This is a genomic window from Pseudorhodoferax sp. Leaf274, from assembly GCF_001422445.1.
Lineage (GTDB): Bacteria > Pseudomonadota > Gammaproteobacteria > Burkholderiales > Burkholderiaceae_C > Pseudorhodoferax.
Window position 1 is genome coordinate 93846 of sequence record NZ_LMNA01000001.1, and the last position, 22915, is coordinate 116760.

General features: G+C 67.5%; 24 protein-coding genes and 2 pseudogenes. 11 read left to right on the top strand and 15 right to left on the bottom strand.

Going from position 1 to position 22915, the window contains the following annotated elements:
- Positions 1-177 precede the first annotated feature (177 nt).
- Both ASF44_RS32665 and ASF44_RS32670 read right to left on the bottom strand, forming a co-directional pair.
- Positions 178-492, bottom strand: coding sequence for a LysR substrate-binding domain-containing protein (locus ASF44_RS32665; RefSeq protein ID WP_235579131.1), 315 nt, complete (start codon positions 490-492; stop codon positions 178-180).
- 40 nt (positions 493-532) lie between these two features.
- Positions 533-1075: pseudogene (locus tag ASF44_RS32670) on the bottom strand (LysR family transcriptional regulator); the annotation flags it as partial.
- A gap of 90 nt (positions 1076-1165) precedes the next feature.
- Here ASF44_RS32670 and ASF44_RS00410 point away from each other — a divergent pair.
- From ASF44_RS00410 to ASF44_RS00425, 4 genes are all read left to right on the top strand, one after another.
- The gene (locus tag ASF44_RS00410) at positions 1166-1849 is read left to right on the top strand and encodes an RraA family protein (protein WP_369820884.1); all 684 of its coding nucleotides are present in this window, start codon (positions 1166-1168) and stop codon (positions 1847-1849) included.
- Between the two features lie 39 nt (positions 1850-1888).
- Positions 1889-2875, top strand: coding sequence for a tripartite tricarboxylate transporter substrate binding protein (locus ASF44_RS00415; protein WP_056897219.1), 987 nt, complete (start codon positions 1889-1891; stop codon positions 2873-2875).
- A 2-nt stretch (positions 2876-2877) separates the two neighbouring features.
- A complete protein-coding gene (locus ASF44_RS00420; protein ID WP_056897220.1) occupies positions 2878-3528 on the top strand; it encodes a 4-carboxy-4-hydroxy-2-oxoadipate aldolase/oxaloacetate decarboxylase in 651 nt (216 codons plus the stop codon).
- 328 nt (positions 3529-3856) lie between these two features.
- Positions 3857-4843 (top strand): DUF6602 domain-containing protein, encoded by a 987-nt coding sequence (locus ASF44_RS00425; RefSeq protein ID WP_056897221.1) that lies wholly within the window; start codon positions 3857-3859, stop codon positions 4841-4843.
- Between the two features lie 215 nt (positions 4844-5058).
- Here ASF44_RS00425 and ASF44_RS00430 read toward each other — a convergent pair whose 3' ends face one another.
- The 3 genes from ASF44_RS00430 to ASF44_RS00440 are packed head-to-tail and all read right to left on the bottom strand — an operon-like array spanning position 5059 to position 6676.
- On the bottom strand, positions 5059-5463 hold the full coding sequence (locus ASF44_RS00430) for a hypothetical protein (RefSeq protein WP_056897222.1): 405 nt from the start codon (positions 5461-5463) through the stop codon (positions 5059-5061).
- Positions 5464-5480: 17 nt separating this feature from the next.
- Complete coding sequence (locus ASF44_RS00435) at positions 5481-6254, bottom strand: GntR family transcriptional regulator (RefSeq protein WP_056897223.1); 774 nt, start codon at positions 6252-6254, stop codon at positions 5481-5483.
- The gene (locus ASF44_RS00440) at positions 6251-6676 is read right to left on the bottom strand and encodes a hypothetical protein (protein ID WP_056897224.1); all 426 of its coding nucleotides are present in this window, start codon (positions 6674-6676) and stop codon (positions 6251-6253) included. The genes ASF44_RS00435 and ASF44_RS00440 overlap by 4 nt, the downstream gene beginning before the upstream one ends.
- Before the next feature lie 468 nt (positions 6677-7144).
- Here ASF44_RS00440 and ASF44_RS00445 point away from each other — a divergent pair, with 468 nt between their 5' ends.
- From ASF44_RS00445 to ASF44_RS00475, 7 genes are all read left to right on the top strand, one after another.
- Positions 7145-7894 carry an aspartate/glutamate racemase family protein gene (locus tag ASF44_RS00445; protein ID WP_056897225.1) on the top strand — a complete coding sequence of 250 codons (750 nt, stop codon included), beginning with the start codon at positions 7145-7147 and terminating at the stop codon, positions 7892-7894.
- Positions 7891-8994: an ABC transporter ATP-binding protein gene (locus ASF44_RS00450; RefSeq protein ID WP_082524428.1), complete on the top strand. Its 1104-nt coding sequence runs from the start codon at positions 7891-7893 to the stop codon at positions 8992-8994. Before ASF44_RS00445 ends, ASF44_RS00450 begins: the two co-directional genes overlap by 4 nt.
- A gap of 50 nt (positions 8995-9044) precedes the next feature.
- The gene (locus tag ASF44_RS00455; protein WP_056897227.1) at positions 9045-10085 is read left to right on the top strand and encodes an extracellular solute-binding protein; all 1041 of its coding nucleotides are present in this window, start codon (positions 9045-9047) and stop codon (positions 10083-10085) included.
- A 2-nt stretch (positions 10086-10087) separates the two neighbouring features.
- Positions 10088-10930 (top strand): ABC transporter permease, encoded by an 843-nt coding sequence (locus ASF44_RS00460; RefSeq protein ID WP_056897228.1) that lies wholly within the window; start codon positions 10088-10090, stop codon positions 10928-10930.
- A 17-nt stretch (positions 10931-10947) separates the two neighbouring features.
- Positions 10948-11769: an ABC transporter permease gene (locus tag ASF44_RS00465; protein ID WP_056897229.1), complete on the top strand. Its 822-nt coding sequence runs from the start codon at positions 10948-10950 to the stop codon at positions 11767-11769.
- A gap of 35 nt (positions 11770-11804) precedes the next feature.
- A complete protein-coding gene (locus ASF44_RS00470) occupies positions 11805-12806 on the top strand; it encodes an asparaginase (protein ID WP_056897230.1) in 1002 nt (333 codons plus the stop codon).
- 152 nt (positions 12807-12958) lie between these two features.
- Positions 12959-13990: a porin gene (locus tag ASF44_RS00475; protein ID WP_056897231.1), complete on the top strand. Its 1032-nt coding sequence runs from the start codon at positions 12959-12961 to the stop codon at positions 13988-13990.
- A 298-nt stretch (positions 13991-14288) separates the two neighbouring features.
- Here ASF44_RS00475 and ASF44_RS00480 read toward each other — a convergent pair whose 3' ends face one another.
- The 10 genes and pseudogenes from ASF44_RS00480 to ASF44_RS00520 form a co-directional block, all read right to left on the bottom strand.
- The gene (locus ASF44_RS00480; protein ID WP_056897232.1) at positions 14289-14846 is read right to left on the bottom strand and encodes a carboxymuconolactone decarboxylase family protein; all 558 of its coding nucleotides are present in this window, start codon (positions 14844-14846) and stop codon (positions 14289-14291) included.
- Between the two features lie 4 nt (positions 14847-14850).
- The gene (locus ASF44_RS00485) at positions 14851-15819 is read right to left on the bottom strand and encodes a tripartite tricarboxylate transporter substrate binding protein (protein ID WP_056897233.1); all 969 of its coding nucleotides are present in this window, start codon (positions 15817-15819) and stop codon (positions 14851-14853) included.
- A 24-nt stretch (positions 15820-15843) separates the two neighbouring features.
- On the bottom strand, positions 15844-17472 hold the full coding sequence (locus tag ASF44_RS00490; RefSeq protein WP_056898121.1) for an AMP-binding protein: 1629 nt from the start codon (positions 17470-17472) through the stop codon (positions 15844-15846).
- Between the two features lie 14 nt (positions 17473-17486).
- A complete protein-coding gene (locus tag ASF44_RS00495; protein WP_056898122.1) occupies positions 17487-18191 on the bottom strand; it encodes an ABC transporter ATP-binding protein in 705 nt (234 codons plus the stop codon).
- On the bottom strand, positions 18184-18417 hold the full coding sequence (locus ASF44_RS33195; protein ID WP_369820896.1) for a hypothetical protein: 234 nt from the start codon (positions 18415-18417) through the stop codon (positions 18184-18186). The genes ASF44_RS00495 and ASF44_RS33195 overlap by 8 nt, the downstream gene beginning before the upstream one ends.
- 15 nt (positions 18418-18432) lie before the next feature.
- Positions 18433-18885, bottom strand: a pseudogene (locus tag ASF44_RS33200) (ATP-binding cassette domain-containing protein); the annotation flags it as partial.
- A gap of 62 nt (positions 18886-18947) precedes the next feature.
- A complete protein-coding gene (locus tag ASF44_RS00505; protein ID WP_056897235.1) occupies positions 18948-19925 on the bottom strand; it encodes a branched-chain amino acid ABC transporter permease in 978 nt (325 codons plus the stop codon).
- Positions 19926-19927: 2 nt separating this feature from the next.
- Positions 19928-20812, bottom strand: coding sequence for a branched-chain amino acid ABC transporter permease (locus ASF44_RS00510; protein WP_056897236.1), 885 nt, complete (start codon positions 20810-20812; stop codon positions 19928-19930).
- 7 nt (positions 20813-20819) lie between these two features.
- The gene (locus ASF44_RS00515; RefSeq protein WP_056897237.1) at positions 20820-22079 is read right to left on the bottom strand and encodes an ABC transporter substrate-binding protein; all 1260 of its coding nucleotides are present in this window, start codon (positions 22077-22079) and stop codon (positions 20820-20822) included.
- A 41-nt stretch (positions 22080-22120) separates the two neighbouring features.
- Positions 22121-22915, bottom strand: coding sequence for an enoyl-CoA hydratase/isomerase family protein (locus ASF44_RS00520; protein WP_056897238.1), 795 nt, complete (start codon positions 22913-22915; stop codon positions 22121-22123).

Here is a 22915-nt window from a genome sequence, read left to right on the forward strand (position 1 = left end):
GGCCGAGGCGCATCGCTGATGGCTTGGAACGAGAGGAGCGGGAAAACATGCTGAAGAGATTGCTATGTACGGCTGTCCGCCTGTACGTACATTATAGGCCGCGGCAGGGCAACTGATTAAGGGTTTACCCGTGGCTCTGTCGATCTGTGCCGGCGGCCCAAGGCCGCCAGGCCTGCGTCAGCGAGAGGCCGACTGCTCCAGCGCTATGGCCAGGAACGCGTCGACCAGTTCATTCGGCGCATCCTTCTGGCGGATGGCGAATACCCGCGCCGTCGTGACGAGCTTGCTGACCGGAAGGAACCGCATGTCCTTGCGATTGTGGTCCGCGACCGAACGCCCGACCAAAGCGAAGCCAAGCCCGGCGGACACCAGTCCCAGCGCCGTGTGGATCTCCTGCGCCTCGTAGCGCACCTGCGGCCTGGCACCCGCCTGCCCCAGCGCCTGGATGGCCTGCCGGGCAAAGCTGCTGTTCGGATCCCTCGGATAGCTCACAATAGGGAAGGCCGTGCAGGTCCTGCGCCTTCAGCGCCTTCTTGCGGGCCGATGGATGGATGCTCGGCACCGCGGCCAGCAGCGGGTCGTCGAACAGGTGCACGCCGCGCATGTCGTCGTCCAGCAGGAAGTCGCCGATGACGCGCGCCAGCCCCACATGGATGCGCCCGGAGCGCAGTGCTTCGCTCTGGTGCTCCGTCAGGATCTCGGTCAGGTCGATGCGCAGCTTGGGCGACGCGACGCCCAGGCTGCGCACAGCGTCCGGCAGCACCGAGAAGATGGTGGATCTGGTGAAGCCGATGCTGAGCCAGCCAAAGCGGCCATTGGCGAGGTCGCGCGCCTCTTCCAACATGCGTTGCGTGTCCGCCAGCACGGCCTTGGCCTTGGGATACATGAAGCGGCCCAGCGCCGTCAGCTTCATCGGCCGGCTTGAGCGGTCGAACAGCTTGCCGCCCAGCTGCGCTTCGAGTTGCGCCAGCTGCATGCTCACGGCGGCAGGCACCACATGCAGACGCTCAGCGGCCACGGTGGCGCTCGCGGTTTCGACCACCTCGCAGAAGTAGCGCAACGCCCTTAAGTTCATTAAATCTGATTTCAAGGTCAAAAACGATTGATTGTGTTACGGCTTTCATTAACTGACCATCGGTTTTCCAACACATCTTCTGGAGACCACGTGACCACCCCTTCCAACGAACCGCCATGGATGCGACAGGCCCGCACGCTGTCGACCGCCGAAATCTCGGACGCGCTCGACTCCTTCGGCCTGCCGGGCAGCGCGCTGGGCATCCGCCCGATCGCGGGGCCCGCCAAACTGTTCGGTCGCGCGTTCACGATCCGGTTTGCACCGATCGACCGCTCCTCGCCAGGCACCGTCGGCGACTTCATCGACCGGCTCGATCCCGGCACCGTGGTCGTGCTCGACAACGGTGGCCGGCTGGACTGCACCGTCTGGGGCGGCATCCTGAGCCAGTTGGCCGCCCACAAGCAGATCGGCGGCACGGTGGTGCATGGCGTGTGCCGCGACACCGCCGAGGCCGACGAGGCCGGCTACCCGCTGTACGCCTGCGGCAAGTTCATGCGCACGGGCAAGGACCGCGTGCAGGTCGAGGCCTACGAGCAGCCGGTGATGCTGGGCGACGTGCGTGTCTGCCAGGGCGATCTCATCATCGGAGACGCAGACGGCGTGGTGGTGGTGCCCCGCCAGCGCATGCAGCAAGTGCTGGAGAAAGCTTTGCAGATGCGCGATGTCGAGCACCAGATCCTGCAAGCGGCGCTGGCCGGCCTTCCACTGGCCGAGTCGCGCAAGCAGTACGGCTACCACACGCTGCAGCGCGCACCCGATTCGCTTGGCGCCTGAGCCCAGCACACGACATCACATTCTTCGGAGACAACCCTCATGCATAGCTTCAAATTTTCCACCGCGCTCGTCCTGGGCGCAGCCCTGTTTGCATGCACAAATGCGGTATCGGCAGCAACGGCGCAGGCGGCCTATCCCTGCAAGGTCGTCAAGATCGTCTCGCCGTATCCGCCGGGCTGCACCACCGACATCCTGGCTCGCCTGTTGACGCAAGGACTCGGCCAGGGCCTGGGCACAACGGTGATCGTCGAGAACAAGGGTGGCGCCAGCAGCAACATCGGCACCGAGTTCGTGAGTGGGGCCGCACCCGATGGCTGCACGCTGCTGCTGGGCAACAACACCGGTGTCGTGATCAACCGCAACCTCTACAAGCTGCGGCTGGACCCGGTGCAGTCGCTGGTGCCCGTGGTCGAGGTCGCCTCGGTGCCGCTCGTGCTCTACGTCAACGCCGCCGAGTCGGACACGACGCCTGATGCCCTGGTGGCTGCGGTGAAGGCGGCGCCGGGCAAGTACAGCTTTGCCTCGGGGGGCAGCGGCAGCCCGCAGCACTTGATGGGTGAACTGCTGAAGGTGGAGCGCGGCCTGGACATGGCGCACATCCCCTATCGTGGCCAGGGCCCGGCGATGCAGGATGTCGTGGCAGGCCAGGTGGCGATTGCGTTCGAGACCACGACGGCGCTGGTGCCGCAACTCGGCGGCGGGCGCGTGCGCGCCCTGGCCACGACCGGGGAAACACGCTCCAAGAACCTGCCCCAGGTGCCGACGATGAAGGAGCTGGGGTACGGCAGCTTCGTGGTCGAGAACTGGTATGGCATCTTTGCGCCCGCCAAGACACCGGCCGCGATGGTTGAGCGGCTCAACCAGGAACTGGTGAAGGTGCTGCGCAGCCCCACGGTGGCCAAGAGCCTGGCCGAGATGGGGTCGAGGGAGGTGGCCGGCACGCCTGCGGCGTTCTCCAGCTTCATCGCCAAGGAGCTGCCGCACTGGGAATCCCTGGTCAAGCGCACCGGCGCCAAGGTGGACTGACGATGGCCAGCATCCGCCCCAGCCCCGAACAACTGAAGCAGCTGCGCGAGCTGGGCGCAGCCACCGTGTACGAGGCGCAGGGCGCCAAGGGCGCACTCGACCACGGTATGAAGCCGATTGACCCCGGCGTGCGCCTGGCAGGCCCCGCGTTCACGGTGGATTGCCGGCCCGCAGACAACCTCATGCTCCACTACGCCGTCAGCAAGGCGCAGCCTGGCGATGTGCTGGTGGTCGACGCCAAGGCATTCATGGAAGCAGGCCCTTGGGGTGATGTACTCACGCTCCAGGCGATGCACCTGGGCATTGCCGGCCTGGTCATAAACGGATGCGTGCGCGATGCCAACCTGATCATCGAACTAGGGTTTCCTGTGTTCTGCCGGGGTTTGTCGATCAAGGGCACCGGCAAGAACCAGCCGGGTCGCGTCGATGTGCCCGTCACTATTGGAGACGCGGTCATCAGGCCGGGCGACATCGTGTTGGGGGACCGTGACGGCGTGGTGGTCGTTCCGCACAATGAGCTTGAATCGGTCATCGCATCCAGCCTTGCGCGCGAAGAGAAGGAGTCGGGCCAGCGTCAGGCAATTGAGCAAGGCGTCCTGACTGTCGAGTTGCTGGGCCTTACCGAGGCGCTGCGGCGGCTTGGCCTGCAATGACGCTTCAGCGAGGTCCACTCAACTACCGGGTGGTCGATCCCAAGGGCGGCTCTGCGCTGTTACCCGACAGTCATAGCAAAACGCGGAACGCCTCTTCCTGGCCGGGAGCAGGTCCACGCGGTCGGCAGCCGTGCGCCCGTAGCGGTCGCGCAAGTTTCAGATTTGGGTGCCTGACACTGGTCATTCAACAACCCTGTGCGCGGTGGGCGGCTGTCGCTGGCACTGCTACTCACGCGAGGTGCGCCAGACGACGTTTCGCCGGGCCGGCCACGCTTCATCAACATGGTGCCCTCAGAATGGGCAACAACTCTAACCATTCGACAATGACATGGACGACCTATACAGCTTGCTGCGTGAAGAAGCCGTGCAGCTTTCAAGTGAATTTCGAAAGGCTTCCATCCAAGGGCGTGGTACGTCCCAAGAGGTCGCTGAGTTTCGGGAAAATGCAGTCCAAGCGTTCTTAGGACGCTACTTTCCCTTCCCGCATCGGATAGCCAAGGGCAAGGTTCGCGACTCCTTTGGGAATATCGCCGCGTCGATCGACTGCATCATCTGCGCGCCAAATCACCCGTACACAGTCAGCACGCGCGATAAGTTCAGCCTGTTGCTTGCGGAGGGCGTCGACTCGGTCGTAGAGGTGAAGCCCAACATCGCGGACAGGGCGGAACTTCATCGAGCACTCGAACAAGGCTTGTCGGTGAAAAAACTTCGGCGGGTCACAACGTCGATGCTGCATGAATATGGCACGCTGGGCGAATGGGCCAAGAGGGTGCCATTCGGCGTCTTCGCTATGCAGTGCAAGGCGGCGCCGATCGAAACTGGATTCGAGATCCTCGAGTTCTACGAATCGAGAGGTGTTGACCCACTCGACCAAGCCGACTTCGTTGTTGTGAACGACGTCTGCGTCTTCTCGAACTTCATCGACAAGGCATTGAACCCTTGGAAGGTTGTCGAAGCCGGGTACCCGAATCACCAAGGATGGTTTTACGAGGGCTGGGGAGAGGACAGCCTCGTTGGCTTCTTGATGCGACTGCATCGAGTAGCTCATGCTGGGTTGAAGCTGCAAGATGACGTGCTGCCTCGCTACCTGACACCGCGAGAAGACACTCTTTTTCAAATCGTGGACGTGGCCACCAAATACGACATCTACAAGAAGGGGAAACATCTCCCTGGCTTCGACGGGCCGCAAGTCCGGCACGCGCTACGAGCAATTACGCATCCAGGCGAGCAGATGTCGGGCTCAGGCGATCGCGGGCTTCCCGGCGATGCCAAATCCCCGGACGGCGGCGAACCACCGACTGAAGACCAGATTTGAGCCGCTGGGAGGCCGACGTTCGGGCCCGACTGGTTGTAGCCGGAAGCGGGTCTCATGGGCCGGCGGCTTTGCGCCCATTGCGGCCATAAAGTTGGCGTCGCTGGACGGCTGCTGTGCAATTGACTCCGGTCAGCTGTACCGGCTCAGGCCCACGTCGGCGGTGAGGACATCGGCGACGATGACGAGGCACCAACGACCCCAGCATCGCCTGGTTCCTAGAGCCGTTCGCCAGGTGCGAGCGACTGGACTTGAACCTCCCGCCCGTCCAGCAGCCCGCCTGGCGAGATGCGGATGCACAGCCGGTTGAACAACCCGAAGAACTTTCGCAGGGGCATGGCCACCGTCACCTTGCGCAGCGGCACCGGCCCGGCAGCCAAGGCCTCGGACAAGGCGGCGCGGTTCGCCAGTTCGCCAACCCAGGCCGTGACGAGCACATCGGCGTCCTGGACATCGCCTTGCACGGCAGACAGCAGCTCGATGCCGGCCACGAAGTCGTTCGCGGCCAGCACACCGGTGCGCTTGAGGTAGTCTGCGAAGTCCTCGACCTCGTGGCGGTCGGCGCAGGCCGTGCCGCGGATGTGGCCATGCTGCGTTGCCGCGGTGAAGGTCTCGATGGGCATCGTGGACGGCCGTGAGGCTACGCCAGCCCCAGCAGGCTGGCCAGGCTGGTGTCCGGCTCGTCCCGCTTGTCCGTCAGCGTGCTTTCCAGGTCACGCAGATGCAGCTCCATCTCGCGCATGGCGCCGGCTACATCGCCGCGCTCCATGCAGTCGACGATTCGCTCGTGCTCCTCGTGCTCGCAGGTCGGGTTATCGGGCAGTTCGTAGAGCGCCACGATCAGGGAGAAGCGCGACAGGATTTCCGTGAGGTACTGCTCCAGGATCGGGCTGCGCGCCATGCGTGCCAGCCGGTGGTGAAAGGAGCTGGCCATGCGCGCCCAGGTCACCTGGTCGACCGCGTTCACGGCCGACTCGTCCTTGTCCAGCGCGCGGCGGAACTCCGCCAGCTCGCGCTTGTTGGCGCGCTGCGTGGCCAACGCGACGATGGCCGCCTCCAGGCCGCGGCGGGCCTCCAGCACATGCTGGGCCTCCTCGGGCGAGGGCATGGCCACGCGGGCGCCACGGTTGGGCTGAAGCTCCACAACATGGTTGTGCGCCAGGCGTTCCAGCACCTTGCGCACCACGAAGCGCGAGGTGTCGAACAGCTCGCAGAGCGAAGCCTCGGGCAGCTTGGCGCCGGGCTTGAGGCGCTGGTTCAGCACGCTGTCGAAAATGGCCTGGTACATGCGGCTCTCGACGTCGGCGTGGTCCTGTTCCGGTGGCACATCGGCCTTGGCCACTGTGGCGGCCCTGGCTGCCTTGCTGGCCTTGGCGGGGGCCGCGGCCTTCTTCACCGTGCTGGCGCGCGTCATGCCGCAGCCCCCAGGCGGGGTTCCAGGAGCCGTTCGGCGCTGTCGTTCCAGACGTCCATCTGCGCGATCAGGCCGTGGCACACCACATAGCGGTCCACATACCGGTTGCCCTCAAAGGGCGTGCCATCCGGCCACTCCCCGTACAGCGTGCCCAGGCTGTAGACCACGGTGTGTTCGGGCGTGCCGCCGGCCACCACCTCAGTCCGTTCGATGCGCTTGCGCACCCAGCGGTAGCGCTGGGCATTGAAGGCCGCACATTCGGCCGGCGCGCGCATGGCACGGCCGCCCGTGAAGCGGATGCACAGCTCCGGAGAAATCATCTTCTGCACCCCGGCAGGGTCCGGAATCATGAGGATACGCAGGTATTCGTCGACCAGCGCGGCAGGGTCGAGCGTGGGCGGCGTGGCGGTGTCTGGTTGCATGGGGGCCTCGAAGGACAGGGAACGGAGGCAGAAGAGCCGGCCATTTCTCCATCGTCGTTGACGATCTTATCGCAATCTTGTTAACAAGATCAAATTCGTTTTGTGAGTGACTGTTCCCGCAACGGGCTTTGAGAGCAGACCGCCCTACAGGCGAATCTCACCTGCTGCAGACCCATCGGTTCCGAGTCCGCTCCTTTTGCGCCATCCCGGTGCCGATGTCATCAAGTTGGTGCAATTTTCTGCACTGACATGCGGCATAGCATCTTGCGAGCAATGCGTTTGATGCGTTGTTAACAATCCAAATCTCTATATTGTCGACATTATTTTCTCTCTGGCGTTAACGAAAAATCCGAATTTGTGCCGACATTGGCACAGTGTTTGCACGTGGATCGGCATGTCGTCGCACCCCCGCCCCTCCATCAACCCCCACGGCGTAGCTCACGCCGTGCCTTGCTCCACAGGCCGCCCATGAACCGCAAGCCCCGCATCCTGCTGGTGAACTCCAACACCAGCGCCGCCACCACCGAGCAGGTGGCTCAGGCCGCCCGCGCCCTGGCGCCCGACGCCGAGTTCACGGCCATCGAGAGCCGCTGCGGCCCGGCCGGCATCGGCGGCCGGGCCGACGTCGTCATTTCGGCGCTCGCCACCTTCGAGGCCGCGCTGGAAGCCGCACCCGGCCACGACGCCGTGGTCGTGGCCTGCTTCAGCGATCCGGGCATGACTGCGCTGCGCGAGGTGCTGGACATCCCGGTGGTCGGCATCGGCGAATCCGCCTACCTGACGGCCGCCATGCTGGGCGCGCGCTTCTCGGTGGTCACGCCGGGTCTGCGCGTGGCGCCCATGGTCCACGAGGCCGTGCAGGCCGCCGGCCTGTCCTCGCGCTTCGGCGGCGTCACGCTGGTCGACGACAGCGTGATCCTGTCCGAGAACCGGACGCCGCTGCTGGTCGAGGGGGTGGCCCGCGCTGTGGCCACGCAGTCGGCCGAGGTGGTGGTGCTGGGCGGCGCGGTGTTCGCCGGCCTGGCGCAGGAAGTGGCCGCCGCGTCGCAGATTCCGGTGGTCGGCAGCGTCGAGGCCGCCGTCGTGCAGGCGCTGGCGCTGTGCCGCCTGCAGGCCGGCCGCGCCACCATCGGCAGCTACTCCAAGCCGCGCCGCAAAACCATGACCGGCGTGGCACCCGTCATCGCCAAGCACCTGGCCATCGGAGGCGATGCATGAACGCCGCTATGAAGAGCCCGGCCACCGCCGTGGCGCTCGAGGTGCGGCGCGTGCGCCATACCTATGCCGGCGCGCCGGCCCTCAACAACGTCTCGTTCACCGTGCCGGCCGGCAGCGTGGCGGCCCTGCTGGGCCCCAGTGGCTGCGGCAAGTCGACCATGCTGCGCGTGATCGCCGGGCTGATCCAGCCCGCCCACGGCAGCGTATGGCTGGGCGGCAAGGACCTGAGCCGCGTGCCGGCGCGCGAACGCCGTATCGGCATGGTGTTCCAGAGCTACGCGCTGTTCCCCCACATGTCGGTGCGCGAGAACGTAGCCTACGGCCTGTCCGGGCTGTCGCGCGACGAGCGCCAGGCCCGGGTGACCGAGATGCTGGGCCTGGTACAGCTCGGCCACCTGGCGGAGCGCATGCCGCGTGAACTGTCGGGCGGCCAGCAGCAGCGCGTAGCCGTGGCCCGCGCGCTGGCCATGCGGCCTACCGTGATCCTTCTGGACGAGCCCTTCGCCGCTCTGGACCGCGCGCTGCGCGCCGATCTGCAGGCCGACTTCGTCGCCATGCAGCGCGCGCTGGGCATCACGGCCATCCTGGTCACGCACGACCAGGAAGAAGCCCAGGCCGTGGCCGACCAGCTCATCGTCATGAACCGCGGCAGCGTGGAGCAGATCGGCACGCCGGCCGAGCTGTACGACCAGCCGGCCACGCCTTTCGTCAACGCCTTCATCGGCCAGTCCTCGGTGCTGGCCGGCACGGTGCTGGCGGCCGACGGCGTGGACTGCAGCATCCGCCTGAAGCTGGGCCCCGAGCTGTCGCTGGCGCGCCCGGAGCGCTTCCTGGCCGGCTCGGCCGTGCAGGTTAGCGTGCGGCCCGAGCATGTGCGCGTGGTGCCCAGCGTACAGCCCGGCACGCTGCCGGCCACCTGCCTGCAGAGCGTGGTGCAGGGCGCCGACGTGCTGCACCGGCTGGCCCTGGCCGACGGCACCGTGCTGCTGGCGCGCCAGCCCCGCGGCGCCGCGGCGCCCGATCTGCCGAACGCTCAGGTGCACGCGCTCATCGACACCAGCGCCTGCAGGGTGTTCCCGGCCGACGCACAGGCCACCTGAGCCCCTTTCATCCTGATCCATCCCCATCCATCAGCCATCCGGAGAGCCTCATGTCCAGCCAATCCACCCTGTCCCGCCGCCAGTTCACAACCGCGCTTGCCGCCCTGGCCAGCACGCCGCTCATGAGCGGCCGCGCCATGGCCGCCAGCTCGGTCGTCGCCGCCACCTTCCCCAACGCATGGGAAGACGCTTACCGCCGCATCGTCACGCCGCTGCTCAAGGCCCAGGGCACCGAGCTCGTGATCGCCCCCGCGCTGGCCCAGGACCAACTGGCCAAGACCCTGGCCAGTCCGAACCGCCCGCCCTACGACGCGCTGCTGATGTCGCCCGGCCAGACGGCCGAGGCCATCGCCAAGGGGCTGATCCAAAAGATCGACCCGAGCAAGCTCAAGAACTGGGACAAGCTCGGCCCGGCCGGCCGCACGGAGTACGGCCCGAACGTCACGGTCGAGGTCAACGGCATCGCCTACAACCCGACCAAAGTGCCCAAGCCCACGGGCTACAAGGACCTGTTCGAGAACACGGCCTACGACGGCAAGGTGGCCTGGATCGGCTTCGGCTCGAACACGGCCGCGATGACCTGGATCGAAATCGCGCGTCTGTACGGCGGCAGCATCGACAACATGGCGCCGGTGTTCGAGCTGCTGGCCAAGCACCTCAAGAAGATCGGCACGATTGCCAGCAGCGGCAGTCAGCAGATGACGCTGTTCCAGCAGGGCGAGGTCGATGTCTTCATGGCCAGCACCAACAACGTCTCGCGCCTGAAGTCGCTGGGCGTGCCCTGCGAGTTCGTGCACCCGGCCAGCGGCTCGCCGGCCGTGCCCGTGACCATCCACATGGCCAAGAACGCCAAAGACCCCGAGGCCGTCTACCGCTACATGGACGCTGCCATCTCGGCCGAGGCGCAGAAGCAGCTCGCGCTGCCACCCACCGAGATGATCCCGACCAACGTGGATGTGCCGCTCACGCCGGGCATCAAGGCCTATGTCACAGAGGCGGACATGAAGAAGTTCGTTTACTTCGACTGGGCCAAGATCAACCAGCACCGCGCGGGCTGGACGGCCGAGTTCGACCGCGTCGTCCGGAAGTGACCATGCGCGCGCTCCTCTTTCGCTGGCCGGGCCTGCCCTTCGTCACGCCGCTCGCACTGCTGAGCGGCCTGGCGTTCGCGATCCCGCTGGGCCTGCTGGTGGCGATGGGCTTCGCAACGGCCGAGGGTACTCCCACGCTGGGCAACTACCTGCGCTTCCTGGGCGACGAGTTCTCGCGCCAGGTGCTGGTCGACACGCTGCTGCTGGGCCTGTACGTGGTGTTGGGCACCACGCTAGTGGGCCTACCGATTGCGCTGCTGTACTGGCATTGCGGCAAGTGGGGGCGCAGCGCCATCATCTTCCTGACGCTGCTGCCCATGCTGACCAGCAACGTGGTGCGCACCTTCGCCTGGATCGTGCTGCTGGGCCGGCAGGGGCCGATCAGCATGGCCGCGGTGGAACTGGGGCTGCTGGAGCGGCCCACCAGCCTGCTGTTCAATCAGCTAGCGCTGGTCGTGGTGCTGTGCCAGATCGAGCTGCCGTTGCTCGTGCTGCCTGTGATCGCCGCGCTGTCGCGCACCAACCGCTCGTTGGTCGAGGCCGCCGAGACGCTGGGCGCGGGCCGCTGGCGCCAGCTGGCCACGGTGCTGCTGCCGACCATGGCGCCGGCGGTGCTGGCTGGCTGGGTGCTGGTGTTCGCGGCGGCGACCACCTCGTACGTGACGCAGTCGGTCATCGGCGGTGCCCGGCTGATCTACGTGCCGCAGTACATCTACCGCGAGGTGGGCGTGCTGTTCCGGTGGCCCAACGCGGCCGCCATCTCCACCGTGCTGCTGCTGGCCACGGGTGCCGTGATGTTGGGCGTGACCCAGCTCTCGCGCCACCGTCGCCTGGCTGGTACCTGAGCCGGAAGGACAAAGTCATGCAGAAACTCCTCGACGCGCTGCTTGAACGCAGCTACTGGCTGGTGATCGGCACGGTCGGCGTGCTGGCGCTGGTCTTCATGGTGGCGCCGGTGGGCGTGGCGTTGGCCATGTCCTTCACCGACGGGCAGACGCTGAAGTTCCCGCCCGACAACTACTCGCTGCGCTGGTACCGCAGCCTGCTCGATCCGCTGCAGTCCGCACCGATCCAGGAGGCCGCGCTGAACTCGCTCAAGATCGCCGGCCTGGCCGTGCTGGGCGCCGTGCTGTTCGCGGTGCCGGCCGCCTTCGGCATGACGCGGCTGGGCAAGCGGCCCGTGGCGCTGCTGGAGCCGCTGGTGCTGGCGCCGCTGGTGCTGCCCAGCCTGGTCTACGGCCTGGCGGCGCTGCTGGCGGCCGGCAAGGTGGGCCTGGGGCCTTCGCTGTGGCTGGTGGTGGCCGGTCACATCGTGATCTTCGGGCCGCTCATGTATCGCTCCACGCTGGCGATTGCCCAGCGCATCGACCCGCACCTGGAAGAGGCCTCAACCATGCTGGGCGTGGCGCGGCTGCCGACCTTCCTGCGCGTGACGCTGCCGCTGCTGCTGCCCGGCGTGCTGGCCGGCGCCTTCCTGGTCTTCATGCAGTCGCTGGACAACGTCTCCATCACGCTGTTCCTGGCCGATGCGCGCACCACGGTGCTGCCGCTGCGCATGTTCCAGATGGTCGAGGAATCGCTGGACGTGCGCGTGGCTGCGGCCTCCGGCGTGCTGATCGGACTGTCCCTCATCGTCCTGCTGCTGGTACAGCGCCTGGCACCAGTGATGCGCCAAGGCCGCTGACCCTTCATCCATTTTTGATTCACACGAGAACGCACATGACAACGAAACCCCAAGTGGCCCTGCTCGGAACGGGCGGCACGATTTCCTCGCTCGGCACTGGCCGGCTCGACCTGGTGAACTACGGCGACACCGGCAACATCATGCAAGCCGACGAAATCGCCCAGCAGGTGCCGGACATCGCGCTGCACGCCGACGTGCTGCCGGTGCGGTTCCGCAACATGGCCGCCATCGACATCGGTCCGGCCGACTGGATCGCTCTGGGCCGCAAGCTGCACGAGGTGGCGGACGCGCATCCCGGCCTGGCCGGCATCGTTGTGACGCACGGAACGGCCAGCCTGGAAGAGACGGCCTACTTCCTGAACCTGTCGCTGTGCCTGGACATTCCGGTCGTGCTGGTCGGCGCGCAGAGGCCCTTCAGTGCCATCTCCTCGGATGCTCAGCTCAACCTCATCAACGCGGTGCGCGTGGCGGCTGCTCCCGAGTCGCGTGGCCGTGGCGTGCTGGTGGTGCTGAACGACGAAATCCAGGCCGCGCGCGAGGTCAGCAAGACCGACACCTACCGCCTGCAGTCCTTCCAGTCGCCAGGCCTGGGCGCGCTGGGCTATGCCGACTCCGACCTCGTGAGCTACTACCGCACGCCGGTGCGCGCCCACACCAGCGCCACTCCGTTCGACGTGCGCAAGATCGACGTGCTGCCGCGCGTGGACATGGTGGTCTCGCATGTGGGTGCCGACGGCGCGCTGATCGACGCCGCAGTGGCCGCGGGCGCCAAGGGCATCGTGGCGGCTGGCTTCGCGCCGGGCTGCGGCGCGCCGGGCGAGCGCGCGGCGTTAGCCCGCGCGGTCGAGGCCGGCGTGGTCGTGGTGCAGGCGGCGCGTGCGCACTCGGGCCGCGTCGATGCGCGCGACCGCGTGCGGGCGGCCGGCTTCGTGGCTGGCGACAACCTGCCGGCGCACAAGGGCCGCATCCTGCTGGCACTGGGCCTCACGCAGACCCAGGACGTCGCGACCCTGCAGGACTACTTCCTGAAGTTCTGACGCTGCGGCCGGCCGGCCGCATCCCTTTCACCTGACCGGGCCTGAAGGCCCAGGACCAACGCCCTTGCGCAGGGGTGTGGGCGGGCTGTTGCCTGCCGCAGGCCCCTGCACCCTGATTTGTCACTTTTTTTAAACCTTGCGAGAAGCCCACCATGCACAAGAACCTCATCGCCCTGGCCGCCATCCTCTGCTGCAGCGCCGCCTCGGCCCAATCCAGCGTGACGATCTACGGCATCCTGGATGCCTATGTCGGCTCTGTTAAAACCCCGGCCGCGAACGGCGAGCACCTGACGCAGACCGTGGTCCGCGGCGGCGGCATCAAGCACAGCCGGCTCGGCTTCAAAGGCACGGAAGACCTGGGCGGCGGCCTGAAAGCCAACTTCAAGCTGGAGGGCGACTTCGACGCGGCGACGGGCGCCATGCGGCCAAACAACAACTACTACACGGGCGAGACCGGCAGCTCGCTGTTCAACAACGCGACCTGGGTGGGGTTTTCCGGTGGCTTCGGTGAGGTGCGGATCGGCCGCGCGGTCTCGCCCTTCGACGATGCCAAGGGCATCGGCGCGGCCGGCTTCAACGCGCGCATCTTCGCGCCGGCGGCCTTCGTCTGGGCCAGCAACGACTACCAGGCCAAGCCGGGCAACTCGGTCTTCTACTACACGCCCACGTTCTCGGGCCTGTCAGGCAGCGTGATGTACAGCCTGGGCGAGAACAAGACCAGCACCGCGAGCGCGGGCAAGGTGGCCTCGGCCATGCTGTCCTACGTGTCCGGCCCGGCGGTGGCCATGCTGTCCTACCAGACCGAGCAACGCCGAGGCGACGAGCCCACGGCCCGCTTCTTCCAGTTCAACGGAACGTACAACCTCGGCTTCGCGAAGCTGCTGGGTGCCTACGGCCGCCTGGCGGGCAAGTCGGCCAACATCGACAAGACCCAGGAATACCAGCTGGGCGTGGACGTGCCGGTCGGTGGCCTGCTCACGCTGACGGCCGGCTACGCCTGGTCCAAGGACGACGTGCTGACGGGCAGCGGCGCCAAGCGCGACGGCCTCGGCGTGGCGGCGCTGTACTACCTGTCCAAGCGCACCAGCCTGTACGGCGGCTTCAACTTTTCCAAGCGAGAAGTCGCGGGTGCGCCGGATGCCAAGACGCGGGTGATCGCGACGGGCGTGCGGCACACGTTTTGATGCGCCGTTGGGCTCTGTCAAAGGGCTCTGAAGCAGTCCCCTGAGCTATCACGACCTATCGCTGCATGTTCGTGGCCACGCTCGGAGGGACTGCTTCCAACGTACTGTGGACGGTCGAGGCCTTAATGTGAAGGGCGGCTTGTGGCCGGATGCGGAAGTCGATGGTGGGCGCTTCAGTGTCTGCAACCACCGGCGGAGCAGACACTGACGCACCGCAACTCGGCTTGTTCGCCTCTGCCCGCAAGAGGCGGCACCACAAGGGTACTGCCAACCAAAGAGTCGCGGCGGACCTCGTCCGTCAATCTGCTGAGGTAGGAGCCTGGTAGTGGCCTGCAATCTCCACGCCATCGCGTTCGACCTCCACCTCCAAGTTTTCAAGAACGCGCGACACCATCATGTAAGTCCCGATGGTCAGAAGCAGCTCGACCAGCGCGCGCGGCGATAGCTCGGCCTGCAGGGAAATGAACAATCCGGCATCGGCCTTGACCTGCAGCACGACCTGGTCAGTAAAGGCCAAAAGTCGGTCCTCAAGCGTCTCCGCGGTCGCCGGCTCATCCAACCGCAGCGCTTTATCGATGCGTGCATCGCTCGTGCCGACGTGGCGCGCGAGCCTCAGATGCTGGTGAATCTCATAGTCCGATCGGCAATGCGCGCCCACGCGCAGGATCACCATCTCGCGCAATTGCGCGTCGAGTTCGCCCTGGGTCAGCAGAGCGCTGGCCAGCTGCATGAAGCCCGGCAGTGCAGTGGGCGCGTGTGCCAGCACGCGGTAGACGTTGTAAGGCGGCCGGTTGGCCAGCAAGGCTTGCAGCGCAGGCGGCAGTGCAGCGACTTCGAGCGCGGGGATGCGTGGCATGGCCTCAGTCCAGCTTCAAGCCGATGCGGGTGATCAGCTTGCCCCAGAAATCCGTCTGCTCGCGCATGAAGCTGCCGAACTCCTCGCGCGAACTGGGCCGCGCGCGCAGGTTAAGCTGCACGAAACGCGCCTGCACCTCGGGCTCGGCCAGCACCGCGCGCACTTCGGTGTTGAGCCGGTCCAGCACCGCGGCCGGCGTGCCGGCCGGCGCCACGATGCCGCTCCAGCCCTCCACGGCAAAGCCCGGGTAGCCCGACTCGGCCACGGTGGGCACGGACTCCAGGCCGGGCAGCCGCGTCGGCGAGGTGACCGCGATGGGCCGCAGCTTGCCGCTCTGGATGAAGGCCATGGTCGGCGCCACGTTCTCGAACACCATGGGCACATGGCCGGCGATCACGTCGGTGATGGCCGGGCTGGCGCCCTTGTAGGGAACGAGCTGCAACTGGATGCCTGCCGTGTCCTTGAACACCTCGGCCGTCAGGTGCGGCGAGCCGCCCGGCACTGCGGCAAACTGGTACCTGCCGGGCTCCTTCTTTGCCAGCGCCACCAGCTCCTTGAGGTCCTTGGCCGGCACCTGCGGGTTGACCGCCACGATGTTGGGCAGCATGGCCACCAGCGACACGGGCGCGAAGTCCTTCAGGTGGTCGTAGGGCAGGTTCTTGTACAGGTGCGGGTTGATCGCGTGCGTGGGGATGGTACACAGCATCAGCGTGGAGCCGTCAGCGGGCGACTTGGCCACGAACTCGGTGGCGATGTTGCCGCTGGCACCGGGCTTGTTTTCCACCACCACGGGCTTGCCCAGGCGTTCGGCCAGCGCCTGGGCCACGATGCGCGCCGCCAGGTCGGTCGAGCCGCCAGGCGTGAAGCCCACGACCAGGCGGATCGGGCGCTGGGGCCAGGCGTCCTGGGCCAGCACGGGGCCGGCGGCCAGCGCAGCCGCCAGGGCCAGCGCGGTAAAGGTTCTGCGGTGCATAGTGTCTCCTGTCGTTGAGGGAAATCAGCCCTTGCAGCGCTCCAGCGCGTCCTTGCGCAGCAGGTCCTTCTTGACCTTGCCCGAGGCCGTGCTCGGGAACGCGTCGACGAAGAAATAGCGCTCGGGGTACTTCTGCCGCGCGACGCCGGCCGCGTCCAGCAGCGCACCGATGCTGGCGGCGTCCACCGTGGCGCCGGGCCGCGCGATCACGTAAGCGCAGACGGTCTCGCCCAACCGCGCGTGCGGCATGGCGACGACGGCCGCGGCCTGCACGGCCGGGTGCTGGTGCAGCAGGTCCTCGACCTCCTTGGCGCTGATCTTCTCGCCGCCGCGGTTGATGAGGTCCTTGATGCGACCCGTGAAGACCACCGCCCTGCCCTGCACGTAGCCGATGTCGCCGGTGTGGAAGAAGCCCTCGTCGTCGAAGGCCTCGGCCGTATGGCCGGCGTCGGCATAGCCCAGGAACAGCGCCGGGCCGCGGGCGCAGATCTCGCCCTCCTGCCCCGGAGCGACCGGCCGGCCGTCGGCGTCGACCACGCGCACCTCGAAGTCGACGATCTCACCGTCGGTCTCGGCCGCCAGCTTCTCCTGGCCTGGGGCGCACCAGCCCAGCGTGATCATCGGCGCCTCGCTGGAGCCGTAGACACGGAACGAGCGGCAGTTGGGCAGCACGCGCGGCACGCGGTAGATGGTCTCGGGCGCCACCGCCGCACCGCCGCAGGGGAACAGCCGCAGCGAGGGCAGCTGGCGCTGCTGCGCCTCGGCCACGTCCATGAGCTCCTGCAAAAAGGGCGTGGCGCCGATCGTGAAGACCACCTGCTCGCGGTCGATGGTGTCGGCCGCCTGCGCCGCGTCCCACCTCTCCATGAGCACGCAGCGCGTGCCGCCGTAGAACGGCATCTCCAGGCCATGGCTGAAGCCCGTGACATGGGTGACCGGCGAAGGCATCAGCGTGGTGTCGCCGGGCCGGATGCCCCAGTGCCGGGCGCACATCAGCGTGGCGCGGATCAGAGAGTTGTGCGAATGCAGCACGGCCTTGGGCTTGCCCGTCGTGCCCGAGGTGTAAAGCACGAGCTTGACCGCGTCCGGCGACACGGCGGTCGGCGTGAGTAGCGGCGCTGCGCCGGCGATCAGGTCTCCCAGGTCCTGGCCCGTGCCCGCAGCGCCACGCACCGTCCATACATGCCGCAGCGTGGGCACGCTGGGCGCTATGCGCGCCAGCATGGCTGCGAAGTCGTAGCCGCGGAAGCTCTCGGCGATGAAGATGGCCTTGGCCCCGCTGTCCGAGAGGATCAGCTCGACCTCGCGGTCGCGGTAGATCGTCACGATGGGGCAGACCACCAGGCCCAGCAGGCAGCAGGCCACGTCGATGAACGCGGCCTCATGCCAGTTGGGCGTCTGGAAGGCGACCACGTCGCCGGCCTGCAGGCCGTGGGCCTGTAGCGCGCCGGCCAGGCGCGTCGCCCCGTCCCAGACCTCGCCGGCCGTCACGCCGCGCCCGCCGCAGACCTGGGTCACGCGGTGGGGTGCATCGCGTGCAGCCTCGCGCACGGCGTCGGCCAGCGTGCGGTTCAGCCACTTGCCTTCGGCCACCCATTGCCGTGCGCGTGCCTCGTCCCAACGCACGTCCCAGCCGCTGATGTCTCGTCGCATGGTGTTCTCCATGGCTACACCGCCAGGTAGCGGGTCTTGAGTTCGGGGTTCGCATCGAAGGCCGCCCAGTCGCCCGAGAAGACCAGCGCTCCGCTGTCCAGCAGGTAGACGTACTCCGTGCATTGGCGCGCGTAGGCGATGCTCTGCTCGGCCACCAGCACGGTCAGGCCCAGCTTGTCGCGCGCGGCGCGCACCTCGCGCGCCAGGTCGTGCGCCACCTTGGGCGCCAGGCCCTCGGCCGGTTCGTCCATCATCAGCAGCCGGGGCGAGGCCATGAGCCCGCGCGCCACCGCCACCAGCTGCTGCTGGCCGCCCGAGAGCTGGTAGCCCAGCCGGTTCAGCAAGGTGGCCAGCAGCGGGAACAGCGTCACGACCTCGGCCACCTGCATGCGTGGGCGGTCCTTGCCGACCGCGTGCCAGGCCAGCTCCAGGTTCTGGCGCACCGTGAGCGTGGTGAAGATGCGCCTGTCTTCGGGCACCAGTGCCAGGCCCAGGCGCGCCCGTGCCTCGGTCGGCAGGCCGGCCAGGGACTGATCGTCCAGGCGCACTTCGCCGCGCGATTGCGGGCCGGCGTCGAGCAGCGATTTCATGAGCGTGGACTTGCCGGCACCGTTGCGGCCCAGCAGCGCCACGCCGCCGCGAGTGGGCACCGACAGGTCGATGCCGAACAGCACGCGGCTGTCGCCGTACTGCGCATGCAGGTCGCGCACCTCAAGCATGTCCATCCCCTTCGTCACCCAGATAAACCTCCTGCACGCGCGCATCGGCGCGGATGGCGTCGGGGCTGCCCGAGGCGATCAGCTCGCCGTGGTGCAGCACCGAGATGCGGTCGGCCAGGCCGAACACGACCTCCATGTCGTGTTCGGTCATGAGCATGGCCAAGCCGCGCCGGCGCTTGACCTGCTGCAGCAGCCGCACCGACGCCTGGCGCTCGGCCGCCGACATGCCGGCGGTCGGTTCGTCCAGGAACAGCACGGCCGGCTCCAGCGCCAGCACCATGGCAAGCTCCAGGCGCTTGCGGTCGCCATAAGCCAGCGTGCCGGCCACGGCCTCGCGCTGGGATGCGAAACCAGTGTCGTCCAGCAGCGCAGCGATGCGCGCGTCGAAGGCCGCGGCACGCGCGGCAGGCACGCGGCCCCAGGGATTGCCGCGGCGCGCGCCGGCCTCCAGCGCCACGCGCAGGTTGTCCTGCACGCTGAGCTTGGTGAACACCTTGGCGACCTGGAAGGTGCGGCCGAAGCCGCGGTGCACGCGCTGGTGCGCGGGCATGCGCGTGAGGTCTGCGCCCTCGAACAGCACCTGGCCGCGGTCCGCGTAGAGCTCACCCGTCAGCACCTTGAACAGCGTGGTCTTGCCGGCGCCGTTGGGGCCGATGACCACATGGGACTCGCCGGGCGCAATGGTGAGGCTCACGCCGCGCAGCACGCGGATCGGGCCGTACGACTTGTCCAGCGTGGTGGCTTGCAGCAAGGCGCTCACCGCTTGTCTCCCCGCTGCGTGAGCCGCGCCAGCAGGCCCAGGATGCCGCCCGGCAGCCCGACCACCACGACCAGCAGCAAGAGGCCCGTGACCATGTCCGACAGCCCCACCAGCGTGCGTGTGACGTAGAACACGCAGGAGAGCACCAGCGCACCCAGCACCGGCCCCCAGAAGTAGGCGCTGCCGCCCAGCAGGGTGTAGAGGATGGGGTTGGTCGAGTTGGACCAGTGCGCGAGTTCAGGTGTGACGATCTGCGCCCAGGGTGCGACCAGCGCGCCGGCCGTGGCCGTCACGGCGCCAGCCAGCACGAAGATGGCCAGGCGGTGCCTGCGCACCGGGATGCCCAGGAACTCGGCGCGCTCAGGGTCCTGCTTGACGGCCTGCAGCGCCCGGCCGAACGACGTGCCGATGAGCCAGCGCACGAAGGCGATCAGCAAGCCGCAGACCCCGACGATGCAGTAGTAGAAGTTGTCGCCGGCCGCCAGGTCGATGCGCCAGCCGCCCAGGGCCAGCACGGGGCGGGTCAAGCCGGCCAGCCCGTCGTTGCGGCCCAGCGCACCGGTGTTGGCGATCAGCAAGTGCAGCAGTTCGGCAAAGGCCAACGTCAGGATGGCGAAGTACACGCCCTCGCTGCGCCGCAGTGACACCACGCCCACGGCCGCCGCCAGCACAGCGCCGACCAGCCCCGACAGCGGCAGCACCAGCATGAACGGCAGCCCGCTGCCCTGCGTCAACAGCGCCGTGGCATAGGCACCGGCCGCGAAGAACATGGCCTGGCCGAAGCTCAGCACGCCGGACAGGCCGAACAGCAGGTTGAAGGCCAGGCCGAACACGGCGTTGATCCAGACCATGCCGGCGATGAACACCAGGCCGCGGTTGAGGAAGGCCGGCGCCAGCAGGGCCGCGGCCATGACCAGCAGCAGCACGGTGGCGTCGCGCCGGGGGCTGGCGCCCGCGAAGGTAGAGGCTTGCATGTTCAGTGCCTCTTGCCCATGAGGCCCTGCGGCCGGATCAGCAGAATGAGCGTCATGGCCACGAAGAACGGCAGCCCCGGCAGGCCCGGCAGCACCCACTGCCCCACCGCATCGATGAGCCCGAGCAGGATGGAGCCGAAGAAGGCGCCGCTGATGCTGCCCATGCCGCCGATGATGATGACGCCGAAGGCCTGGATCACGAAGGCGCTGGCCAGCGTGGGCGACAGCGTCTGGTTGGCCAGCAGCAGGCCACCGGCCAGGCCGGCCAGCGCGAAGCCGATGGCCACCGTGGCGGTGTAGACCCAGCGCACGTTGACACCCAGGAGCCGCGCCATCCAGGGATCGACGGCAATGGCCTTGACCAGCCGGCCCGGGCCGGTGCGGTTCAGGAACACTTCCAGCGCCACGAAGACAACGATGCCCGCGCCGATGATGAACAGCGAGAAGCGTGGCACCACGGCATTGCCCAGCAGCCAGGCGCCGTCCAGCGCGGCCGGCGGCATCACGCTGTGGTAGTTCAGGCCCCAGACCAGCTTGGTCGCGCCCTCGCAGACCAGCAGCAGCGCGTAGGTGGCGATCAGCACGTAGGCGTCTTCCACGCCGGCCAGGCGCCTCAGCACCAGCCGGTCCACCACCAGGCCCAGCAGGGCCACGAACACGCCGGCCACGAGCGAGCCGAACAGGTAGAACGCGATCGAGCTGCCGGCGCCCAGGGCCTGGGCCAGCGAGTACGCGCCGTAGGCCCCGATCATGAAGAAGCCGCCGTGCGAGAAGTTCAGGATGTGCAGCGTGCCGAACACCAGCGTCAACCCGGCGGCGACCAGGAAGGTCGCCATGGCCCAGGTCAGGCTGTTGACCAGCAGCGTGGCGATGTCTGCCAGCAGCATGCGTTCTTCAGGCGGTGCGCAGCGTGAGCTTCTTGCCCGGCGTGGGCGGGAAGATCACGGTCTTGCCGTCGACCTTGACGTACTGCGCCACCTTGTAGCCCCTGTCCGTGGTGGCGGGCTCCAGGTAGACCAGCTCGACGTCCTTGATGGCCTGGTTGTCTTCGGCGCGCATGGTGCGCGGGCCGGTCACGGTGTCCCAGGTCAGGCCCTTGAGCGCGGCGATCACGGCCTCGGTGTCGGTGGACCTGGCCTTCTCGATCGCCTGCTTGTAGGCGTACAGGCTGGCGTGGGCCTCGGCGGCCCAGCCCAGCGGCTCGCTGTCCTTGGTCTTGGCCGCGTAGTCGGCGACGAAGCGGTCGCTCATGGCATTGCCCTTGTTGGCCTCGGCGTAGTAGTGCATGCCGGTCCACTGCGCGGGCAGTTGCTGCTTGAGGCCACGCGCCACCAGGAACTCGTTGGCCGCATCGCAGACCACCTTGTAGCGGTTCATGAGGCCGAAGCCGCGCGCCTGCTGGAACATGGTGATGGCGTCGCCGCCGTACGTGCAGTTGAAGACGCCGTCGGCCTGCTGGCGCAGCGCCTGCGTGATCGAATTGCGGTAGTCGGAGACGCCGTAGGGCATCAGGATGGGCTCGAGCACCGTGGGCTTCTTGCCGGCGATGGCCGGATAGAACTCCAGCAGCGCGTCGACGAAGATGCTCCAGGTGGTGCGGCCGTACTCGTGGTCGGGCACGAGGCCGGTCCAGCGCGTGATGTCGGGGTACTTCTGCGCCATCAGCTTGGCCTGGGCGCGCGTGCGCGCGTCGGGCGCGTCGCCGGGGCGAAACAGGTTGGGCGAGTAGTTCTCGTGGTTCATCTTCTCGGTGCCGGCGCCGCAGGTCATGAACACACCCTTCTCCTGCTGCATCACCGGACCCAGCGCCAGCACCACCGCGCTGGAGATGCCGCCGGTGTGCAGATTGACGCCCGCGCCCAGCAGTTCGCGCGCGGCGGCCAGCGCGGCGGCGGGGTTGGCCTTGTCGTCGCGAATCTCCAGCTGCACCTGCCGGCCCAGGATGCCGCCGGCCTTGTTGATCTGCTCGATCGCCACGTCAGCGCCGTTCTTGACGTAGGAGCCGATGAACTCCTGCGGACCGCTGAGCGGCGTGATCAGGCCGATCTTGAGCGAGCCGGATTGCGCACGCACGAGGGCTGGCAGGCCGGTGGTGGCGGCAACGGCGGCCAGGGCCGAAGCCTTGAGGACGCTTCTGCGTGGGATGGCGGGCATGGGTGTCTCCTGGATGTTGTCAGGCGGTGGCGGGTGGAAAATCAGCGGCCCGTGAACACGGGTGGGCGACGTTCGCGAAAGGCGCGCACGGCCTCGGCGTGGTCGGCTGTTCCGTTGGACAGGCACTCGTAGGCCACGCCAGCGTCGAAGTAGCTGTGGAACAGCTGGCGAAGCGGCAGGTTGGTCGTGACCTTGCTCCAGCGGATGGCCTTGGTGGCGCCAGCCGCCAGGCGCTGGGCCAGCGCGGCCACATGGGCATCGAGCTCGGCGCGCGGCACCACGTCTGTCACCAGGCCGATGCGCTCGGCCTCGGCCGCGGTCATGAGCTCGCCGGTCAGCAGGTACTTCCTGGCCTTGGCATAGCCCACGAGCTGCGGCCAGATCAGCGCGCCGCCGTCGCCCGCCACCAGGCCCACGCTGACATGCGGATCGCCGATGCGCGCCTCGGCCGCCATCACCACGATGTCGCTGAGCAGCGCCAAGCTCGCGCCCAGGCCGGTGGCGTGGCCGTTGAGCTTGCAGATCAGCGGCTTCTCCAGGTCGAGCTGGGTATAGACGATGTCCTTGGCCTCGCGCGCGGTGCGCTCGAACTCGCTCGGCTCGTCCACCGATAGCTGCATCCAGTCGATGTCGCCGCCGGCGCAGAAGGCGCTGCCGTTGCCGGTCAGCACCACGATGTCGGAGTCTGGGTCGCGCTGCGCATCGGTGAACACGCGCGAGAGCTCATGGTGGAGCCGCGCATTGACGGCGTTGCGCTGTGCGGGGCGGTTCAACGCGATTGTGAGGATGCGGCCCTCGCGCTGGAATTCGATGCACTCGTAGCTGGAAAAGTCCAT

Excerpts from the sequence above, each read along its gene's own strand:
- ASF44_RS00415 (WP_056897219.1), top strand. The coding sequence starts at position 1,889 with ATGCATAGCTTCAAATTTTCCACCGCGCTCGTCCTGGGCGCAGCCCTG.
- ASF44_RS00420 (WP_056897220.1), top strand. The coding sequence starts at position 2,878 with ATGGCCAGCATCCGCCCCAGCCCCGAACAACTGAAGCAGCTGCGCGAG.
- ASF44_RS00425 (WP_056897221.1), top strand. The coding sequence starts at position 3,857 with ATGGACGACCTATACAGCTTGCTGCGTGAAGAAGCCGTGCAGCTTTCA.
- ASF44_RS00430 (WP_056897222.1), bottom strand. The coding sequence starts at position 5,463 with ATGCCCATCGAGACCTTCACCGCGGCAACGCAGCATGGCCACATCCGC.
- ASF44_RS00435 (WP_056897223.1), bottom strand. The coding sequence starts at position 6,254 with ATGACGCGCGCCAGCACGGTGAAGAAGGCCGCGGCCCCCGCCAAGGCC.
- ASF44_RS00440 (WP_056897224.1), bottom strand. The coding sequence starts at position 6,676 with ATGCAACCAGACACCGCCACGCCGCCCACGCTCGACCCTGCCGCGCTG.
- ASF44_RS00445 (WP_056897225.1), top strand. The coding sequence starts at position 7,145 with ATGAACCGCAAGCCCCGCATCCTGCTGGTGAACTCCAACACCAGCGCC.
- ASF44_RS00450 (WP_082524428.1), top strand. The coding sequence starts at position 7,891 with ATGAACGCCGCTATGAAGAGCCCGGCCACCGCCGTGGCGCTCGAGGTG.
- ASF44_RS00455 (WP_056897227.1), top strand. The coding sequence starts at position 9,045 with ATGTCCAGCCAATCCACCCTGTCCCGCCGCCAGTTCACAACCGCGCTT.
- ASF44_RS00460 (WP_056897228.1), top strand. The coding sequence starts at position 10,088 with ATGCGCGCGCTCCTCTTTCGCTGGCCGGGCCTGCCCTTCGTCACGCCG.
- ASF44_RS00465 (WP_056897229.1), top strand. The coding sequence starts at position 10,948 with ATGCAGAAACTCCTCGACGCGCTGCTTGAACGCAGCTACTGGCTGGTG.
- ASF44_RS00470 (WP_056897230.1), top strand. The coding sequence starts at position 11,805 with ATGACAACGAAACCCCAAGTGGCCCTGCTCGGAACGGGCGGCACGATT.
- ASF44_RS00475 (WP_056897231.1), top strand. The coding sequence starts at position 12,959 with ATGCACAAGAACCTCATCGCCCTGGCCGCCATCCTCTGCTGCAGCGCC.
- ASF44_RS00480 (WP_056897232.1), bottom strand. The coding sequence starts at position 14,846 with ATGCCACGCATCCCCGCGCTCGAAGTCGCTGCACTGCCGCCTGCGCTG.
- ASF44_RS00485 (WP_056897233.1), bottom strand. The coding sequence starts at position 15,819 with ATGCACCGCAGAACCTTTACCGCGCTGGCCCTGGCGGCTGCGCTGGCC.
- ASF44_RS00490 (WP_056898121.1), bottom strand. The coding sequence starts at position 17,472 with ATGCGACGAGACATCAGCGGCTGGGACGTGCGTTGGGACGAGGCACGC.
- ASF44_RS00495 (WP_056898122.1), bottom strand. The coding sequence starts at position 18,191 with ATGCTTGAGGTGCGCGACCTGCATGCGCAGTACGGCGACAGCCGCGTG.
- ASF44_RS33195 (WP_369820896.1), bottom strand. The coding sequence starts at position 18,417 with ATGTCGGCGGCCGAGCGCCAGGCGTCGGTGCGGCTGCTGCAGCAGGTC.
- ASF44_RS00505 (WP_056897235.1), bottom strand. The coding sequence starts at position 19,925 with ATGCAAGCCTCTACCTTCGCGGGCGCCAGCCCCCGGCGCGACGCCACC.
- ASF44_RS00510 (WP_056897236.1), bottom strand. The coding sequence starts at position 20,812 with ATGCTGCTGGCAGACATCGCCACGCTGCTGGTCAACAGCCTGACCTGG.
- ASF44_RS00515 (WP_056897237.1), bottom strand. The coding sequence starts at position 22,079 with ATGCCCGCCATCCCACGCAGAAGCGTCCTCAAGGCTTCGGCCCTGGCC.
- ASF44_RS00520 (WP_056897238.1), bottom strand. The coding sequence starts at position 22,915 with ATGGACTTTTCCAGCTACGAGTGCATCGAATTCCAGCGCGAGGGCCGC.